Genomic DNA, 17,926 nt, shown 5'->3' with positions numbered 1-17,926 from the left:
GCGCCTTCAGGCGCGCGGCAAGGAAGTTGTCAATCGGCGGCCAGGGACGGCTTCTCGCCGACCGCCGGCCGCTCCTCGGCGTGGCCATAGAGCGCGCCCTGGAAATATTCGACGCCCCAATCGCGCAGGATGCGCGCCGTCGGTTCGTCCTCCACCCATTCCGCGACGACCTTGAGCGACAGGTGCCGCGCGAGATCGATCAGCGTGCGCACGAAGAAGCGGTCGTCGGCTGAGGTGGCGACGTTCCTGACGAAGGCGCCGTCGATCTTGACGATGTCGAAGGCGAGATCGCGCAGGCTGCGGAAAGAGGTGTGGCCCGCGCCAAAATCGTCCATCGCGACCTTCACGCCGAGCTGCTTGCAGGCGGCGATAAGGCTCTTCGTCGTCTCGAAGTCCTCGATCATGCAGGTCTCGGTGATCTCTACGATCAGGCGATCGGGGATCGACGGGTTGGCGCTGATGGCGGCGGCGAGGCGGTCCGGCCATTCCGGATCGAGCACCGTGTTCATCGAGCAATTGACGGAGACGCGCAGCTCCGGCTCCGCGACCAGGCGCTCGATGACCAGCTCCATCACACGCTGGTCCAGGAGGCGCACGAGACCCGCCTTCTCCGCCACCGGCAGGAGGGCGGCCGGCGAAACGGCGATCCCGTCGGGCAGGCGCACGCGCAGCAGCGCTTCGTGGAAGGCGACGTCGCCGGTCGCGGCGTAGACGATCGGCTGGAAGGCGAGGTCGACGCGCCGCTCGTTCAGCGCGGAGACGATGCTGTCGGCGACTTGCAGCGCGCGCAGGCGGGCGTCCTCGCGGGCGAGCGACGAGGTGTAGGCGACGAAGCGCTTGCCGGCGCCCTGGCGGGCGACGTCGAGCGCCTCCTCTGCGTGCTGGAAGAGCACGCGCGGCTCGCGGCCCTCGCGCGGCCCGATGACGCCGCCAATGCGGATCGTCGCAGGAATGGCGCCGGCGGAGGTCTCGAAAGGCCTGTTCTTGACGAGGTCGAGCAGGCGGTTCGCGACCGAGAACGTCTGTTCCGCGTCGCAGTTCTCGAGAACGAGCGCGAATTTGTTGCCGGCGTGACGGGCGACGACGTCGCAGGTGCGGACATTGTCGCGCAGGCGCCGGGCAAGGCCGGCGATGACTTCGTCGCCCGCGTCGTAGCCATAGGTGCGGTTGAGCGCGAAGAGATTTTCCAGCGCGACGAGCAGCACCGCGAAGGGCTTGCGGGTCCGCTCGGACTGCTGCAGGTAACGGTTCACATGTTCCGCGAGCTGCGCGCGATTCAGGGCGCCGGTCAGCGGATCGATCTGCGAGCCGAGCGCAAGCTTGCGCTCCATCTCGTGACGCTCGGTGACGACGCGCACGACGCCATGGGCGCGCGCGGGCCTGCCGTCCTCGCCCGCATACCAGCGGCCGGTGTCTTCCACCCAGATGACCGGCCCCGGGCCGAATTCGCGCGCCTGGGTCAGGGCGTAAACGGTCTGATAGGCGACGCCGTCGCCGCGGTCGACCTGGTCCGACTGCACGATGGCGTCGTAACGCGAGGCGCCGCCCTCGCGGGCGACCCGCTCGCCATAGGCGAGACCGGAGCCAAGGTCCCCGCCGGCGACGGGACCGAGAATATGGGCGAGATTCGAGCCCCAGGTCAGCCGGTCCGTGCCGATGTCCCAGTTGTAGACCACCTCGCCGATGGAGGAGAGAATCTGGCGCGGATCAGGGCCGACGACGGGCTCGGCGGCGACGATCGGCGCGGCGGCGGGCTGGGGCGCCTGAAGCGGGCCCTTGAGAATGGAAGAACGAATAGTCGTCGCAACCGGCGGCTGAGGGCCGCGATTTGCGATGTGGCGCAATTGCATAATGCCGAACCTTCAGCACAGGGCTTCGATGCCCTCCGTTATGGGGGCCAAACGTAAATTCGGCGTTGCGACATTGCGCTCGACTGGCTGTAATTTCATGTGAGTTCCGGGGGATAGGGGGAAGCCGATTATATTTATGGCAAATCGATTCAAGGCCTTTGCGCATCGCTGGACGCGGTGCGGCGGGCGTGCCATTGATCGGTGGACAAGCTTTGTGGAGTCTTAAGCAGATGACCGCCTCTCCCTTCAACGATATCGGGCTTAGCGAACTCAAGGCCGGCCTCGCCGACGGCTCGATCCTGCTCGTCGACGTCCGCGAGGCGGACGAATACGCCGCCGGCCATATCAGGGGCGCGCTGTTCAACCCGCTGTCGCGTTTCGACCCGTCGAAGCTCCCGGTCGCGGGCGAGGGGCGGAAGGTCGTGATCTATTGCCGCTCCGGCCGCCGCTCGGTCACGGCCATGGAGCAGGCGCGCCTTTCCGGCCGGCGCGACGCCGATACGCATTTCGGCGGCGGCATCCTCGCCTGGCTCAACGCCGGCGAGCCGGTCGAGCAGGGAATGTAATCAGCCCCAGAGCTGGGGCGGCGGGGGCGCCATGGTCGAGCCCTCATAGACGAGCCCCGGCTCCCGATCCTTCGCAAGCAGCAGCGGGCCGTCCAGATCGACGAAGGCGGCCATCTGGCCGATCAGGCTCGCCGGCGCCATGGCGAGCGAGGTGCCGACCATGCAGCCCGCCATGATCTCGAAGCCCATCCTGCCGGCGGCCTCGGCCATGAGCAGGGCTTCGGTCAGCCCGCCGGTCTTGTCCAGCTTGATGTTGACGGCGTCGTAGCGGCCCTGGAGCGCGGCGAGCGAGGCCGTCTCATGGGCGCTTTCGTCCGCGCAGACGGGAATCGGCCGGGCGACGCGCGCCAGCATCTCGTCCTGGCCGGCCGGCAAAGGCTGCTCCACCAGCGAGACGCCGAAGCGGGCGCAGGCGTCGAGCTGCGCAACGAGGGTCTCCTCGCGCCAGGCCTCGTTGGCGTCGACGATGAGCCGGGCGTGGGGCGCGCCCTCCCGCACGGCGGCGAGGCGGGCTTCGTCCCCTTCGCCCGCGAGCTTGATTTTCAAGAGCGGCCGGTCGGCGGCCTTCAGCGCCGCGGCCCGCATCTCCTCGGGCGTTCCCACGGAAAGCGTGTAGGCGGTGACGAGCGGGACCAGCCGCTCGAAGCCCGCCGTCCGCCAGGCGCGGCGGCCCGTAAGTTTCGCCTCGAGATCCCACATGGCGCAATCGACGGCGTTGCGCGCCGCGCCGGCGGGCAGCAGCCGCTGCAGCGCCGCGCGGCCGGCTCCGGCCTCAATGTCGCCGCGAATGCTCTCGATGGTTGCATTGACGCTCTCGACGCTCTCGCCATAGCGGGCGTAGGGAACGCATTCGCCCCGGCCGACGGCGTCCCCCGCGCGCAATGTCGCGGTCACGACCCTCGCCTCGGTCTTCGCGCCGCGCGAAATGACGAATCGGCCGGCGATGGGAAAGGCTTCGACAGCCAGCGTCATCTCGATCCGCAAGGTTGGCTCCGATTTCCGTTCGGCTGAGAGAAGGCTCGCGCGGGCTGTGCGCCGGCGCGCTTGTCGACCGCATGTCACGAAGTTAAGACGATTTGCAAGGCTCTGACGAAACCCGATCCCGAACGAGGTCTTATGGCTGTCGACGCCGCGCAGTATCCCCCGGACGTTTCGTCCGCCGAAGGCGGCGCGCGTCTGGCGCTCGCCGGCGACTGGACGCTCTCGGCCTCGCGGCGCCTCGAGGAGAAGGCGCAGGAGATCGTCGATCTGGGAAGCCGCGCAAATTTCGTGACGATCGATCTTTCCCGCGTCTCGCGGCTCGATACGGCGGGCGCCTGGCTCATCAACCGGTCGCGGCGCATGCTCGCCGGCGCGAATGTCGGCGTCGCGCTCGAACACGCCCGGCCCGAGCATGACGTTCTGCTGGAGGAGGCGGCCTATCGCAACTTCGAGGCTCCCGCGCGGAGCCGCGTCCCGGCCTTTCTCCAGCTTCTGGAGGATATCGGCCGGGCGGTGGTCTCAGGCGCCCTCGAATTTTATCGCGGCGTGGCCTTTCTCGGCGAATTCGTCGTCGCCATGGCCTATGTCGCGACTCATCCGAGGCATTTCCGCTTCACCTCGCTCATCGTGCATATGGAGCTGATCGGCCTGCGCAGCGCGCCGATCATCATTCTCATCAACGTGCTCGTCGGCGGCATCGTCGCGCAGCAGGGCATTTTCCAGCTCCTGAAATTCGGCGCGTCGAGCTACACGGTCAGCCTCATCGGAATTCTCGTCCTGCGCGAACTCGGCGTGCTCCTGACCTCCATCATGATCGCGGGCCGCTCGGGGTCGGCGATCACGGCCGAACTCGGCTCGATGAAGATGCGCGAGGAGATCGACGCGCTGCGCGTCATGGGGCTTTCGGTCATAGAGGTGCTGATCGCGCCGCGCGTGCTGGCGCTCGTTCTCTCGATGCCGATCCTCGCCTTCATCGCCGACATGGCGGCGCTCTTCGGCGGCATGCTCGTCTCGTGGGGCTATGGCGGCATCAGCCCCGCGGCCTTCGCGTCATTGCTCAAGGAGGCGATCGCCTTCCACACCTTCATGGTCGGAATCATCAAGGCGCCCTTCATGGCGCTGGTCATCGGGCTCATCGCCGCGATGGACGGCCTGGCGACGCAGGGGTCGGCCGAGTCTCTTGGCCGCCAGGTCACGTCGTCGGTCGTGAAGTCGATCTTCATGGTGATCGTGCTCGACGGCCTCTTTGCCATCTTCTTCGCCTCGATCGACTATTGAGCGCGCGCCGATGACCCTCCTTCACAAGCAGGGCCGGGCGCCGGTCAGCGCGCATGACGACCCGATCATCAGCGTCCGCGGCCTCGTCGTGGGCTTTGGCGAGAAGCTCGTGATGAACGGGCTTGATCTCGACGTCCGCCGCGGCGAGGTGCTGGGCTTCGTCGGCGGCTCCGGGCAGGGCAAATCCGTGCTTACCCGCGCGATATTGGGCCTCGTGCCGACGCGCGCCGGCTCCATCCGCATCTTCGGCAAGGAGCGCGACAAGCTGCCATCGGCCGAGCGCAAGGCGCTTGAGCAGCGCTGGGGCGTGCTTTTCCAGAACGGCGCGCTGTTTTCGGGCCTGACCGTGAAGCAGAACATCCAGATGCCGATGCGCGAGACGCGCGACCTCTCGCCCCGGCTGATGGACGAGCTGGCCATGCTCAAAATCGAGCTCGTCGGCCTGAAGCCCGACGCGGCGGACAAATTTCCGTCCGAATTGTCGGGCGGCATGGTCAAGCGCGCGGCGCTGGCGCGGGCGCTGGCGCTCGACCCCGAGCTGGTCTTCCTGGACGAGCCGACATCGGGCCTCGACCCGATCGGCGCCGCGGAATTTGACGAGCTGATCGCGACCTTGCAGGAAACGCTCGGGCTGACGGTGTTCATGGTGACCCATGACCTCGACAGCCTTTATTCGATTTGCGACCGGATCGCCGCGCTCGCGGACGGCAAGGTGATTGCGGAGGGGCCGCTGGAGACCCTGCTGCGATCGGACCACCCCTGGCTCAAGGCTTATTTTCACGGGGTTCGCGGCGGGCGCCTGGTCGCCGCGAACGCCGACTGAGAGGACGACGCATGGAAACCCGCGCCAATTTCGCCCTGATCGGCGCCTTCACGCTGGCGATGATCTTTGCGGCGTTCGGCTTCGTCTACTGGTTCTCCGGACCGAGCCAGATCGGCAAGCAGGAGGTCTACCAGATCGTCTTCTCGGGCTCCGTTTCCGGCCTCACGCGCGGTTCGTCCGTTCTGTTCAACGGCGTGAAGGTCGGCGAGGTCACGCATCTCGCCATTTCCGAGAAGGACCCGAGCAAGGTCGACGTGCTCGTCAAGATCGACGATCGCACGCCGGTCAAAACCAATACGCGGGCCCGCCTCGAGACGCGCGGTTTCACCGGGACGGCCGACGTTCTGCTCGTCGGCGGCACGCCGGGCGCGCCCGACCTCGTGGCTCGGGAGGGGCAGCGCTATCCCGAGATCATGGCCGAGCGCTCCGAGATTCAAAACCTCCTCGGCAACGTCCAGAACCTTTCGACCAAGGCGGCGGAAGTGCTGGTGAAGCTCGACAAGCTTTTGGACGAGAACAAGGATGCGATCAGCGGCACGCTCAAGAACGCGGAAGCTTTCACCAAGACGCTCGCCGACAATTCCAATCAGATTTCCGCCTTCATTAAGGACGCCGCCGAGGCGGCGCATTCGCTCAAACCCGTCGCTGCGCGCCTCGACAGTTTCCTCGCCGCCGGGGAAAAGACGATCAAGGCGATCGATCCCAAGCAGCTCAAGGCGATCACGGGCAATGTCGCGAGCGCTTCGAACAGTCTGAAGAATTTTTCGGCGCGCGGGCTAAAGCAATATGAGCAGCTCGCCGTCGACGCGCGCAAGGCGGTCGACACGCTCGATCAGGCGATCAAATCGATCGAGCGCGATCCCTCGCAATTTATCTGGGGACCGTCCCAGTCGACTCCCGAATATCGCGGCCGCTGAGAGCTTTGCCTAATCCGTGGAATCGATTCTGAAGGTTTAGAGCGCGCGCCATGCGAAAAGCCGGTTCCACTTTTTCGCAACGCGCTCTAGAAGGACGAAAGCTGTTCAAGCTGTGGCGGATAGGCGGCGGGCGGCCGGGATGGGATGGCGGAAGGCGGGGATCTGGCTGGCGAAATTGCGCGCGCCTTGCGTGGCGCTCGCCGTCGCCGGCTGCGCGCAGCCGGCAAGCCAGGTTTTCGACCTCGCCGGCGCGTCGGCGATGACGCGCGTCTCCGCCATTGGGGCGGGGGCGGTTTCGGTCCGGCAGCCGGTGGCCGTCGCGCCGACCAACGGCTATCGAATCGTGGTTCGCGACGCGGACGCCAGCGTCCTTGTGCTGCCGGGCGTCCAGTGGTCGGAGCCGCTGCCGCGCCTGCTGCGCGAGCGGCTGATCGAGTCGCTGCGACGCGCCGGCGTCGCCGCCGCGCGCGTCACGGGGAGCGGCCGCGCGCTTACGACCGACATTCGCCGGTTCGAGATCGACGTGGCGCGCAACGTCGCCGTCGTCGAGATTTACGCTCGGATCGTCGACGAGAATAGCGGCGTCGAACGCGCCGGGCAGAACGTCATTGGCGAGGCTCCCGCGCCCGAGCGCGCCGGCGCGCCCGCCGCCATGGCCCTCGCCGAAGCCGCCGGACAGGCGCTCGCGCGCGTGGCCTCATGGGCGCGCGGCAAGCTGTGAGCCTTTGACCGTTCCCCGGCGCAGGGCGACAGGCAGGCGGGGAAACGCGGGCCCGCCCGCAGCGCGAAAGCCGCTTTTTTCCCGGCCGCGCGTCGGCGATAGAGCGGTTTCCGACGCAGCGCCGCAAATGCGCGCCGGTCAAGGAGGGGCTAGCGCCGCAAACGGACGGGTGCTAATCGAGCGCAGCCAAAAAGGGAAGTTCGGCAGGGCCGAACGCGGGTAAGCGCCGACGTCCGCGATTCGATTGGCGGGCGGAAGGCGCGGCCGGATCAGGGAAGAGACGGGCGTCATGGTGAAGATGAGCTTCGACGACACGGCTGCACGCTACGGCGCCGAACCGGGCGGCGGCGCGCCCACCAAGGTCAAGATCACTTTCGTGGATTCGAACGGCCAGCCGCGCACGGTCGAGGGCGAGGTCGGCTCGACGGTGATGGAGACCGCGCGCCGCAACGACATTCCCGAGATCGCGGCTGAGTGCGGCGGCGCCTGCGCCTGCGCGACATGTCATGTCTATGTAGATGAAAAATGGACGGAAAAGGTCGGTAAGCCGTCCCAGATGGAAGAGGACATGCTCGATTTCGCCTTCGACGTAAAGCCGAATTCGCGTCTTTGCTGCCAGATCACGGTGCGCCCGGAGCTTGACGGGCTCGTCGTGACCACCCCCGCCCAGCAGGGCTGATCCATCAGGCGCCGAGCTGCGGCGGCTTCACGCCGCAGCGGTTTGGCGTTGCATCTTCCGACGAATGCTATAGACGAACGCGAGCGGCGGCGGATGGATCATCCGCCGGTCGGCTGGCCGCGTTCAAATCCTCCCCGATTTCACGAGGCCGTTTCCGATCGCTCGCGAGGGTGTTCGCCGCCCTCCGCCGTCCATGCGTGCGGCGGTTCGCGCCGCCTTGAGACAAGGATTGAAGACATGAACCAGCTCAACGAAGCCGCGATTGAAACCGATGTCGTTATCGTCGGCGCCGGCCCGGCCGGCCTTTTCGCGGTGTTCGAACTGGGTCTTCTCGACATCAAGTGCCATGTCATCGACATTCTGCCGCGCGCCGGCGGCCAGTGCTCGGAGCTCTATCCGGAGAAGCCGATCTACGACATTCCGGGCCTTCCCGAGGTCACCGGCCAGGGCCTGACGGACAGCCTTCTCAAGCAGATCGAGCCCTTCCATCCCACCTTCCATTTCAATGAGATGGTCGAGACGCTGACTTCGCTCGGCACGCCGGAAAAGCCCTCCTTCCGCCTCACCACCGACGCCGGCAAGGTCTTCCTCGCCAAGGTCGTCGTCATCGCGGCCGGCGGCGGCTCCTTCCAGCCCAAGAAGCCGCCGATCCCGACGATCGAGCAATATGAGGGCAAGTCGGTCTTCTACGCCGTGCGCCGCATGGAGGATTTCCGCGACAAGGATGTGATCATCATCGGCGGCGGCGACTCGGCGCTCGACTGGACTCTCAACCTTCAGCCGATCGCCCGCAGCCTGACGCTCGTCCATCGCCGCGACGCCTTCCGCGCCGCGCCGCATTCGGTCTCGGCCATGCAGGAGCTGGTCGCGGCGGGCAAGATCTCCTTCAGGCTCGGCCAGATCACGCAGGTCGAGGGCGTCGGCGGGGAGCTGTCGAGCGTGCTGCTCAAGGGCAATGACGGAGCCGAAGAGCGGCTCTCCTGCCACCGCATGATGCCCTTCTTCGGCCTCACCATGAAGCTCGGTCCGGTCGCCGGATGGGGCCTCCAGCTCAACGAGAATCTGATCCCGGTCGACACCGAGAAGTTCGAGACGAGCCATCCCGGCATCTTCGCGGTCGGCGACATCAATTATTATCCGGGCAAGCTGAAGCTGATTCTTTCTGGCTTCCACGAGGGCGCGCTCGCGGCGCAGAAGGCGCATCGCTACATCTTCCCGGACAAGAAGCTCCTCTTCCAATACACGACGTCGTCGACCAACCTTCAAAAGAAGCTCGGCGTCTCCTGATCGTGGAGGTTGCGGCCCGGGCGCTGAACCTTGCGCGGGTCGCTCCCGAGCAATGGGACGCGCTCGCCGCTTTGCTGGACGATGAGGAGCGCGCCCGTGCGGCGCGCTTCGCGTTCGACGAAGACCGCCGGGGCTACGTCGCCGCGCACGCCCTGCTGCGCCTCGAACTGTCGCGCCGCGCCGGCTGGGCGCCGCAGGATTGGCGCTTCTCGATGACGAAGCTCGGCAAACCCTTCCTTCTCGATCCGCCGCGCGACCTGCGCTTCAGCCTGTCGCATACCCGCGGCATGGTCGCCGTCGCCGTCGCCGAGGGCGTGGAGATCGGAATCGACGTCGAACCTTCCGACCGGCGCGCCGAGAGCATGAAGCTCGCACAGCGCTTCTTCGCGCCGGAGGAAGTCGCGCTGCTCGCCGCCGTCGAGGGCGAGGCGCGGCGCGATCTCTTCTTCGCGATCTGGACGCTGAAAGAGGCTGTCGTGAAGGCGACGGGACAGGGGCTTTCGCGCGCGCTCGACAGCTTTTCGGTTACGCCCGATCCGCCGCGCGTGACGATGAAAGAGGGCTCCGCGCAGGAATGGAGCGTCGCGCATTGGCGGCGCGGATTATTTCATTTTGCGCTCGCCGCGCAAGGGCCGGTTAGCGCTGATTTGAACGAGGCGGAGCCCGCCTCATTGCTTTGAGCCCGATCCGTGCCAGAGTTGAACCGCCTTTCGATCGACCGGTTCCGTCGTCGCGAGGGGCGGAGAGACGAAGCGATCCGGTCGTAAGAATGAATGCGGACGGGCTGCCTCGGACAGCTTCGCTGCGCGCTACGACGGTCCTGTTTCAGGGATCATGCAATGAAGACCATTCGCCGCCTCGCCCTCAGCGCCGCCCTGTCCCTGTCGGCGCCTCCCGCCGACGCCTGCACCCGTCTCCTCTACGAGACCGGGACCAAGTCCTACATGGTCGGCCGCTCCATGGACTGGATGGTCGACCCGAACACGGATCTCTGGGCCTTTCCCAAAGGCATGGCGCGAGACGGCGCCGTCCCGCAGGGCGCGATCAGATGGACCGCGAAGCACGGCTCGGTGATCAGCTCCTTCTACAATCTCGCCACCGTCGACGGCATGAACGACGCCGGCCTCGTGGCGAATGTCCTCTATCTGGTTGAAAGCGAATACGGCGATCCGGCAGCGAGCAAGAAGCCCAAGCTGTCCATCGGGGCCTGGGCGCAATATGTGCTGGACAATTTCGGCACGGTGGCAGAGGCCGTGACGGCGTTGCGGAAGGAGCCCTTCGCCATCGTCGCGCCCGATCTGCCGGACGGGCACAAGGCGGGCGGGCATATGGCCGTCGCCGACGCCACGGGAGACAGCGCGATCTTCGAGTATCTCGGGGGGAAGCTCGTCATCCATCACGGCGCGCAATATCGGGTGATGACCAACTCGCCGAGCTACGACCAGCAGCTCGCCATCAACACTTACTGGAACACGGTGGGCGGCCTGCAATTCCTGCCCGGCACGGCGCGCGCCGCCGACCGCTTCGCGCGCATCAGCTGGAACCTGAACGCGGCGGCGAAAGAGGCGGATCCGAGGCTTGCGACGGCGACGACCTTTTCGCTGATCCGGGCGATCTCCGTGCCGCTGGGGATTGCCGATCCCGAGCAGCCGAACATCGCCTCGACCGTCTGGCGCACGGTCTCGGACACGGCCGCCAAGCGCTATTATTTCGAGAGCGCCTACAACCCGGCGATTTTCTGGGTGGATCTTGAAAAGATTTTGCCGGCGGCGGGCGGAAAGCCGGTGAAGCTGGATTTGAGCGGGCGGCCGATGCTGTCGGGAGAGGTGTCGGAGAGCTTCGTGGCGGCGGAGCCGTTCAAGTTCATCTCGCGGTGAGACGCAAAGTTAGGGCATTAATCCCGTGCCAACTGTCACGTTTCAGTTCTCCCTTGCCATTTGGCGATTTATGTGCCATGTAATTTTCACTCCAGTGTCGCCGCATATCTAACTTTGGCGGCGCTGGCATAAAAGGGCTCCCGCGGGAGCCCTTGCTATTTTCGGGCTCTTGAATGGATAGAGTGGCTATTTTTGTAGATGCGGGCTACCTTTTTGCGCAAGGAAGCGCGGCCCTATCTGGAAGCAAGGTGGCCCGAAGCGGTCTTAGCTTTGACGCAGCAAAGTCAGTTGAACGGCTAAAGTTGCTTGCCGAGCAGAAGGCCCATGGCTGCAGGCTCTTGCGAATTTACTGGTATGACGGCGCCCTCGCAGGGTCGGGGCTCACTACCGATCAGGCTACGCTTGCTCATCTCGATGACGTAAAGCTAAGGCTGGGCGCTATCAATAACACCGGTCAACAGAAAGGCGTCGACTCCTTAATCGTCACCGATCTGATTGAATTGGCAAGGCTTAAATCAATCTCCGACGCGCTGCTTCTGTCTGGTGACGAGGATGTCCGGATTGGAGTCCAGATCGCACAAAATTATGGAGTTCGGGTCCATTTGCTCGGGATTCAGCCGTCTCGGGGCTCCCAATCGTCTCAATTGCTCAGGGAGGCTGATACGACTACTGAATGGGAGGCCGCAGAGGTTAGCTTATTTTTATCCTTGCGCGAAGTTATCCCAACTCCCCTTAGCCAGCCGGTCCCAATTTCAGAGAGCTTGGCAACGGAAGCGGGGCCCGTTGATCTCTCATCCACCGCAATCGAGGCCAAGTCTCTGATCGAAGACGCTGTCCAAGTTTTTGTGGAGAATCTGGATTTTTCTGACATAGAAGGCATCAAGCAGTTTTGGGAGACAGAGAAAGGCGTTCCGTCAGATCTTGATCGAAAGTTATTGCCAACCTGCGGCGCTGCGCTGGGTCGAAAGCTTGAACGTCATGAAATCACAGAAATGCGGACACATTTCAGCAGACTTGTCCGCGGGCGGATCAGTTAGCTGGGGACCTCCTCTTTTCCTTGCCTCTCCCCGTCCTCCTGGTGTATAAGACGCCAAATTCCATCTCATAACGATCATCCCGGATGGTCGCCGTTGAGAGTGGGGCCCCGGCGGGGACCCGCTCTTTTTTGTTTGGCGAATCCGAAACGCAGGAACCAGGCTTGACCGAAAACGCCGCTCCCATCGACGCCGCCCTCGACGAGCCCCGCCTCGTCCTAGAGACGGGCGTCGCCGCGCGCGTGGCGCATCTCGCCGAGCCGGTGCTGGCGCAGCTTGGTTTCCGGCTCGTGCGCGTCAAGCTGATGCAGCAGAACGGCCAGACGCTGCAGATCATGGCCGAGCGCCCCGACGGGATCATGACCATCGACGATTGCGAGGCGGCGAGCCAGGCGCTCTCCCCCGAACTGGACGTCGCGGATTTCATCTCCGGCGAATACCGGCTCGAGATTTCATCTCCCGGCGTCGACCGTCCGCTGGTGCGCGTCTCCGATTTCGCCCGCGCCGTGGGTCACGAGGCGCGCGTCGAGCTGACGCATCCGCTGGAAACCGGCCGCAAGCGCTTTCGCGGGATCATCATGGGCGTCGAGGGCGAAGGCCGCGCCGCCAAAGTGACGATCGAACGCAACGACGCGCGCGCCGACGAGGAGAAGCTCGTCACGCTGCCGCTCGTCGATCTCGACGAAGGCAAGCTGATGCTCACCGAGGCGCTCATCCGCGAATCGCTGCGCGCCGGCAAGCTCGAACAGGCGGCGCAGGAAGAAGAGGCCGCGACACAAGAGGAAGAACGTCCGCGCCGGGGGCCGGGACGCTTCCGCGGCCCGCAAAAAAACAAGGCGAAGCCGCTGGTTCCGGCCGGCGTGCAGACGCATTTCAAGAAAGGTCCGGGGCCCGCGAAGCCCCGTTCCGCCCGCTCCGAGGGAGAGTGACCATGGCCGTCAGCGCCAACCGACTCGAAATTCTGCAGATCGCCGACGCCGTCGCGCGCGAGAAGTCGATCGATCGCACGATCGTCATCGCCTCGATGGAGGACGCGCTGCAAAAGGCGGCCCGCTCGCGCTACGGGCAGGAGACAGAAGTGCGCGCGGAGATCAATCCGCGCACCGGCGAAGTGCGCTTCTCGCGGCTCCTCGAAGTCGTGGACAAGGTCGAGAACGACGCCACGCAGATTTCCATCGAGGACGCCCGCAAGCGCAATCCGGCCGCACAGCCGGGCGACTGGATTTCCGAGACGCTGCCGCCCTTCGACTTCGGCCGCATCGCCGCGCAGTCGGCCAAGCAGATCATCGTGCAGAAGGTGCGCGAGGCGGAGCGCGACCGCCAGTACGAGGAATATAAGGACCGCATCGGCGAGATCGTGAACGGCGTCGTCAAGCGCGTCGAATATGGCAACGTCATCATCGATCTCGGGCGCGGCGAAGGCGTGATCCGCCGCGACGAGATGATTCCGCGCGAAATGTTCCGCCCCGGCGACCGCGTGCGCGCCTATGTCTATGACGTGCGCCGCGAGCAGCGCGGGCCGCAGATCTTCCTGTCGCGCACGCATCCGCAGTTCATGGCGAAGCTCTTCAGGCAGGAAGTGCCGGAAATCTACGATGGCGTGATCGAGGTGAAGTCGGTCGCCCGCGATCCGGGCTCGCGCGCCAAGATCGCCGTCGTGTCGCGCGATTCGTCGATCGATCCGGTCGGCGCCTGCGTCGGCATGCGCGGCTCGCGCGTGCAGGCGGTCGTGCAGGAATTGCAGGGCGAGCGCATCGACATCATTCCCTGGTCGGCGGACGCGGCGACCTTCATCGTCAACGCGCTGCAGCCGGCCGAAGTCGTGAAAGTGGTGCTCGACGAGGACAGCTCGCGCATCGAGGTCGTCGTTCCGGACGACCAGCTCTCGCTCGCCATCGGCCGCCGCGGCCAGAACGTCCGCCTCGCCTCGCAACTCACGGGCTGGGACATCGACATTCTGACCGAGGCCGAAGAATCCGAACGCCGCCAGAAGGAGTTCGAGGAGCGCACCCGCGTCTTCATGTCGGCGATCGACGTCGACGAGGTCGTGGGCCGCCTGCTCGCCTCGGAAGGCTTCCGCTCCGTCGAGGAGCTCGCTTATGTCGATTTGCCGGAACTCGCCTCGATCGAGGGCTTCGACGAGGAGACGGCGAGTGAGATCCAGACCCGCGCCCGCAACTATCTCGATCGCGTCGAGGCCGAGAACGAGGCCCGCCGCAAGGAGTTGGGCGTCGCCGACGACCTGCGCGAGATCGACGGCATGACCACGGCCATGATGGTCAAGCTGGGCGAGAACGACGTGAAGACGATGGAAGACTTCGCCGGCTGCGTGCCGGACGATCTCGTCGGCTGGACCGAGAAGAAGGACGGCGAGACGACCAAGCATGAGGGCTTCTTCGAAGGCGTCGACCTCTCCCGCGAGGAGGCTGAAGCGATGATCATGGCCGCGCGCGTGCGCGCCGGCTGGATCGAGCCGGCGGCGGAAGAACCGGCGGCGGAAGAAGAAGCGCCGGCGGAGGGCGAATAAGGGCGGTGACGGCCTTGGCGAAAGAGCGCGAGTCCGAGCGGACCTGCATCGTCACCAGGCGGCGGGAGCCGCCCGAGGCGATGATCCGCTTCGTGCGCGGACCCGACGGGGTCATCGCGCCGGACATTCGCGCGCGCCTGCCGGGCCGCGGCGTCTGGGTCGGCGCGCGCGCCGGGCTCGTCGCCGAGGCCGCGAAAAAGCGGATCTTCGCCAGGAGCCTCAAGGAGGAGGTGGAGACGCCGCCGCAGCTCGCCGAGAACGTCGATCGCCTGCTCGAAGCCGATTGCCTGCAGATGCTGGCGCTCGCCAACAAGGCGGGCGCGGTGACGGCCGGCTTCAACAAGGTCGCGGACCTGCTCGCGAAAGGGGCGGCGGCGATTCTCGTCGAGGCGAGCGACGGCGGCGCGGACGGCAAGCGCAAGCTGCGTCAAAGCGCCCGGCGGGCGGAAAGCGCGAGCGCGCGCGAAAACGATGGCGCTCCGCCCATCGTCGGCTTATTTACGTCGAGTCAATTGGATTTGGCTTTGGGGCGCACAAATGTGATACATGCTGCGCTCGCCTCCGGCGGGCCGGCTTCGAGTTTTCTTTCGCGATGCCGCCGGCTGGCGGCCTATCGGGGCATGACGCTGGACGGCGCGCCCCTCGCGGCGCAGAAGATGCGGGACGAACAGCCGGGCGCTGGCGGGCGACCGGACGAGACTGTGGATGTTATTGGGTCGGAAGCGGCCGAGGATCGGAAGCTGGATGAGTGAGAGCGAGAACAGCGACAAAACCCTGACTGTCGCGCCGTCGAAGACGTTGCACCTGAAGCAGCGGCCGGCCGGAGAGCAGGGCATGGTGCGCCAGAGCTTCTCCCATGGCCGCTCGAAAGTGGTCGTGGTCGAGAAGGTGAAGCGTCGCGCGCCGGGTCATGCCGAGACGGCGCCCAAGGCCGCCGCGGCCGCGCCGGCGGCGCCTGCGCCTTCCGCTCCGGCGCCCCGCGCGGAGCGCCCGGCGCCCGCGCCGCGGTCCGGCTCCGGCATGGTGCTGCGGTCGCTGACGGAGGAGGAGCGCGAGGCCCGCGCCCGCGCCCTGGTCGACGCCCGCGCCCGTGAGGAAGACGACCGCCGTCGCGCCGAGGCCGAGGCCAAGGCCCGCGCGGAGCGCGATGAGCGCGAACGCGCCGAACGCGCCGCCGCCGAAGCGCGCAAGCGCGAGGAGGAGGAGCGCCTCGCTCGCGAGGCCGAGTCGAAGCGCAAGGCCGAGGAGGAGGCGCGTCGCCGCCTGCCGCAGGACGCCGCCGCCGCTCCGGCCGTTACGCAGGCCCCCGCCGTCCAGCCGCGCGCCGCGGCGCCGGCTCCCCGCTCGTCCGCGCCGGCTCCCGCCGGCCGCGCGCCGGGCCAGGCCGAGCCCGTCAGGCGCCCGCCCGTTCGCACCATCGGCGGCTTCACGCCGCCCGCCCCGCCTCGCCCCGCCCCGTCGCGCGGCGGCGGCATGAAGGATCGCGGCCGCCTGACCGTCGCCACCGCTACGGCGGGGACGGACGAGGAGCGCACGCGCTCCGTCGCCTCCTTCCGGCGTCGCCAGCAGAAAATCTTCCGCGGCCAGGTCGAGCAGAAGGAAAAGATCGCGCGCGAGGTCGTGCTGCCTGAGACGATCACGATTCAGGAACTCGCCAACCGCATGTCGGAGCGCGCGGTGGACGTCATCCGCCTGCTGATGAAGCAGGGCGCGATGCACAAGATCAACGACGTCATCGACGCCGACACCGCGCAGCTCGTCGCCGAAGAGATGGGCCACACGGTCAAGCGCGTCGCCGAATCGGACGTCGAGGAAGGCCTTTTCGACACGCCGGACGTCGAGGGCGACCTCGAGCCGCGCCCGCCCGTCGTCACCATCATGGGCCATGTCGACCACGGCAAGACGTCGCTGCTCGACGCGATCCGTCAGGCGAACGTCGTCGCGGGCGAAGCCGGCGGCATCACCCAGCATATCGGCGCCTATCAGGTCACCTCGCCCAGCGGCCAGCCGATCACCTTCATCGACACGCCCGGCCATGCGGCCTTCACCGCGATGCGCGCCCGCGGCGCCAAGGTGACGGACATCGTCGTGCTGGTCGTCGCGGCCGATGACGGCGTGATGCCGCAGACGGTCGAGGCCATCAATCACGCCCGCGCCGCCGGCGTGCCGATCATTGTCGCCATCAACAAGATCGACAAGCCGGACGCCAGGCCGGAACGCGTGCGCACGGAGCTGCTCCAGCACGAGGTGCAGGTCGAGAGCATGGGCGGCGAGACGCTCGAAGTCGAGGTTTCCGCGAAACAGAAGCTCAATCTCGAGAAGCTCCTGGAAGCGATCTCCCTGCAGGCCGAAGTTCTCGACCTCAAGGCGAACGCCGATCGCGCCGCCGAAGGCACCGTCATCGAGGCGCGTCTCGACAAGGGCCGCGGCCCGGTCGCGACCATGCTCGTCCAGCGCGGCACGCTGCGCGTCGGCGACATCATCGTCGCCGGCACGCAGTGGGGCCGCGTCCGCGCGCTGCTCGACGACAAGGGCGCGACGCGCCAGGAGGCGGGTCCGAGCTTCCCCGTGGAGATTCTCGGCTTCAACGGCACGCCTGAGGCCGGCGACCGCGTCGCGGTCGTCGAATCGGAAGCGCGCGCCCGCGAGATCACCGAGTATCGCGAGCGTCTAAAGCGCGACAAGCTCGCCGCCCGCGGCGGCTCGGCGCGCGGCTCGCTCTCCGACATGATGAGCCAGCTCAAGACGGCGGGCCGCAAGGAGTTCCCGCTCGTCATCAAGGGCGACGTTCAGGGCTCGGTGGAAGCCATCGCCGCCGCGCTCGAAAAGCTCGGCACGGACGAGGTCGCCGCGCGCATCGTGCATGCCGGCGTCGGCGGCATCTCCGAATCCGACATCGCGCTGGCGGAAGCCTCCGGCGCCGCCGTCATCGGATTCAACGTGCGCGCCCATAAGGAAGCGCGCGAAGCGGCCGAGCGCGCCGGCATCGAGATCCGATACTACAACATCATCTACAACCTCGTGGATGACGTGAAGGCGGCGATGTCGGGCCTGCTCGCGCCGACGCTGCGCGAGACCATGCTCGGCAATGCGCAGATCCTCGAAGTCTTCGACATCTCCAAGGTGGGCAAGGTCGCGGGCTGCCGCGTCACCGACGGCAGGGTCGAGCGCGGCGCGAGCGTCCGCCTCATCCGCGACAATGTCGTGGTGCACGAGGGCAAGCTCTCGACGCTCAAGCGCTTCAAGGACGAGGTCAAGGAGGTCGACGCCGGCCAGGAATGCGGCATGGCCTTCGAGAACTACCAGGACATGCGCGCGGGCGACGTCATCGAGTGCTACCGCGTCGAGGAGATCAAGCGGACGCTTTGAGCCCCGCTTTCTCGCGT

General features: G+C 66.5%; 16 protein-coding genes. 14 read left to right on the top strand and 2 right to left on the bottom strand.

The features are described 5' to 3' along the window. Nucleotides 1–29 precede the first annotated feature (29 nt). Nucleotides 30–1,850: a putative bifunctional diguanylate cyclase/phosphodiesterase gene (locus tag ACNHKD_RS18715; protein ID WP_442754986.1), complete on the bottom strand. Its 1,821-nt coding sequence runs from the start codon at nt 1,848–1,850 to the stop codon at nt 30–32. Between the two features lie 230 nt (nt 1,851–2,080). On the opposite strand from ACNHKD_RS18715, the gene ACNHKD_RS18710 reads away from it, so the two are divergent. Next, a complete protein-coding gene (locus ACNHKD_RS18710; protein ID WP_442754985.1) occupies nt 2,081–2,416 on the top strand; it encodes a rhodanese-like domain-containing protein in 336 nt (111 codons plus the stop codon). Here ACNHKD_RS18710 and dgcA read toward each other — a convergent pair whose 3' ends face one another. After that, nucleotides 2,417–3,400 carry an N-acetyl-D-Glu racemase DgcA gene (gene dgcA / locus ACNHKD_RS18705; protein WP_442754984.1) on the bottom strand — a complete coding sequence of 328 codons (984 nt, stop codon included), beginning with the start codon at nt 3,398–3,400 and terminating at the stop codon, nt 2,417–2,419. Nucleotides 3,401–3,532: 132 nt separating this feature from the next. On the opposite strand from dgcA, the gene ACNHKD_RS18700 reads away from it, so the two are divergent. From ACNHKD_RS18700 to infB, 13 genes are all read left to right on the top strand, one after another. Further along, on the top strand, nt 3,533–4,675 hold the full coding sequence (locus tag ACNHKD_RS18700) for an ABC transporter permease (protein ID WP_442754983.1): 1,143 nt from the start codon (nt 3,533–3,535) through the stop codon (nt 4,673–4,675). 10 nt (nt 4,676–4,685) lie between these two features. Continuing rightward, nucleotides 4,686–5,498: an ABC transporter ATP-binding protein gene (locus ACNHKD_RS18695; protein WP_442754982.1), complete on the top strand. Its 813-nt coding sequence runs from the start codon at nt 4,686–4,688 to the stop codon at nt 5,496–5,498. Between the two features lie 11 nt (nt 5,499–5,509). After that, nucleotides 5,510–6,415 carry an MlaD family protein gene (locus ACNHKD_RS18690; RefSeq protein WP_442754981.1) on the top strand — a complete coding sequence of 302 codons (906 nt, stop codon included), beginning with the start codon at nt 5,510–5,512 and terminating at the stop codon, nt 6,413–6,415. 139 nt (nt 6,416–6,554) lie between these two features. Then, nucleotides 6,555–7,136 carry an ABC-type transport auxiliary lipoprotein family protein gene (locus ACNHKD_RS18685; protein WP_442754980.1) on the top strand — a complete coding sequence of 194 codons (582 nt, stop codon included), beginning with the start codon at nt 6,555–6,557 and terminating at the stop codon, nt 7,134–7,136. A 289-nt stretch (nt 7,137–7,425) separates the two neighbouring features. Further along, nucleotides 7,426–7,815, top strand: a complete 390-nt coding sequence (locus tag ACNHKD_RS18680; RefSeq protein WP_442754979.1) for a 2Fe-2S iron-sulfur cluster-binding protein — start codon at nt 7,426–7,428, stop codon at nt 7,813–7,815. 237 nt (nt 7,816–8,052) lie between these two features. Continuing rightward, a complete protein-coding gene (locus ACNHKD_RS18675) occupies nt 8,053–9,102 on the top strand; it encodes an NAD(P)/FAD-dependent oxidoreductase (RefSeq protein WP_442754978.1) in 1,050 nt (349 codons plus the stop codon). A 2-nt stretch (nt 9,103–9,104) separates the two neighbouring features. Beyond that, nucleotides 9,105–9,782 (top strand): 4'-phosphopantetheinyl transferase family protein, encoded by a 678-nt coding sequence (locus ACNHKD_RS18670; protein WP_442754977.1) that lies wholly within the window; start codon nt 9,105–9,107, stop codon nt 9,780–9,782. Between the two features lie 159 nt (nt 9,783–9,941). After that, a complete protein-coding gene (locus tag ACNHKD_RS18665; protein WP_442754976.1) occupies nt 9,942–10,979 on the top strand; it encodes a linear amide C-N hydrolase in 1,038 nt (345 codons plus the stop codon). A 173-nt stretch (nt 10,980–11,152) separates the two neighbouring features. Continuing rightward, on the top strand, nt 11,153–12,016 hold the full coding sequence (locus tag ACNHKD_RS18660) for an NYN domain-containing protein (RefSeq protein WP_442754975.1): 864 nt from the start codon (nt 11,153–11,155) through the stop codon (nt 12,014–12,016). Nucleotides 12,017–12,177: 161 nt separating this feature from the next. Further along, nucleotides 12,178–12,942 (top strand): ribosome maturation factor RimP, encoded by a 765-nt coding sequence (gene rimP, locus ACNHKD_RS18655; protein WP_442754974.1) that lies wholly within the window; start codon nt 12,178–12,180, stop codon nt 12,940–12,942. Nucleotides 12,943–12,944: 2 nt separating this feature from the next. Continuing rightward, nucleotides 12,945–14,540, top strand: coding sequence for a transcription termination factor NusA (gene nusA / locus ACNHKD_RS18650; protein WP_442754973.1), 1,596 nt, complete (start codon nt 12,945–12,947; stop codon nt 14,538–14,540). A 5-nt stretch (nt 14,541–14,545) separates the two neighbouring features. After that, entirely contained in the window at nt 14,546–15,292 is a 747-nt protein-coding gene (locus ACNHKD_RS18645) for an RNA-binding protein (RefSeq protein ID WP_442754972.1), read from the top strand. Then, the gene (gene infB / locus ACNHKD_RS18640; protein ID WP_442754971.1) at nt 15,285–17,909 is read left to right on the top strand and encodes a translation initiation factor IF-2; all 2,625 of its coding nucleotides are present in this window, start codon (nt 15,285–15,287) and stop codon (nt 17,907–17,909) included. The genes ACNHKD_RS18645 and infB overlap by 8 nt, the downstream gene beginning before the upstream one ends. The last annotated feature ends 17 nt before the right edge of the window (nt 17,910–17,926 follow it).

The sequence above is a fragment of the Methylocystis sp. JAN1 genome (assembly GCF_052186135.1).
Lineage (GTDB): Bacteria > Pseudomonadota > Alphaproteobacteria > Rhizobiales > Beijerinckiaceae > Methylocystis.
Note: the sequence above shows the minus strand (reverse complement) of the source record. Positions and strands in the feature narration are given on the sequence as shown.

Excerpts from the sequence above, each read along its gene's own strand:
- ACNHKD_RS18685 (WP_442754980.1), top strand. The coding sequence starts at position 6,555 with ATGGGATGGCGGAAGGCGGGGATCTGGCTGGCGAAATTGCGCGCGCCT.
- ACNHKD_RS18695 (WP_442754982.1), top strand. The coding sequence starts at position 4,686 with ATGACCCTCCTTCACAAGCAGGGCCGGGCGCCGGTCAGCGCGCATGAC.
- infB (WP_442754971.1), top strand. The coding sequence starts at position 15,285 with ATGAGTGAGAGCGAGAACAGCGACAAAACCCTGACTGTCGCGCCGTCG.
- nusA (WP_442754973.1), top strand. The coding sequence starts at position 12,945 with ATGGCCGTCAGCGCCAACCGACTCGAAATTCTGCAGATCGCCGACGCC.
- ACNHKD_RS18715 (WP_442754986.1), bottom strand. The coding sequence starts at position 1,850 with ATGCAATTGCGCCACATCGCAAATCGCGGCCCTCAGCCGCCGGTTGCG.
- ACNHKD_RS18710 (WP_442754985.1), top strand. The coding sequence starts at position 2,081 with ATGACCGCCTCTCCCTTCAACGATATCGGGCTTAGCGAACTCAAGGCC.
- ACNHKD_RS18660 (WP_442754975.1), top strand. The coding sequence starts at position 11,153 with ATGGATAGAGTGGCTATTTTTGTAGATGCGGGCTACCTTTTTGCGCAA.
- ACNHKD_RS18690 (WP_442754981.1), top strand. The coding sequence starts at position 5,510 with ATGGAAACCCGCGCCAATTTCGCCCTGATCGGCGCCTTCACGCTGGCG.
- ACNHKD_RS18680 (WP_442754979.1), top strand. The coding sequence starts at position 7,426 with ATGGTGAAGATGAGCTTCGACGACACGGCTGCACGCTACGGCGCCGAA.
- ACNHKD_RS18675 (WP_442754978.1), top strand. The coding sequence starts at position 8,053 with ATGAACCAGCTCAACGAAGCCGCGATTGAAACCGATGTCGTTATCGTC.
- ACNHKD_RS18665 (WP_442754976.1), top strand. The coding sequence starts at position 9,942 with ATGAAGACCATTCGCCGCCTCGCCCTCAGCGCCGCCCTGTCCCTGTCG.
- ACNHKD_RS18700 (WP_442754983.1), top strand. The coding sequence starts at position 3,533 with ATGGCTGTCGACGCCGCGCAGTATCCCCCGGACGTTTCGTCCGCCGAA.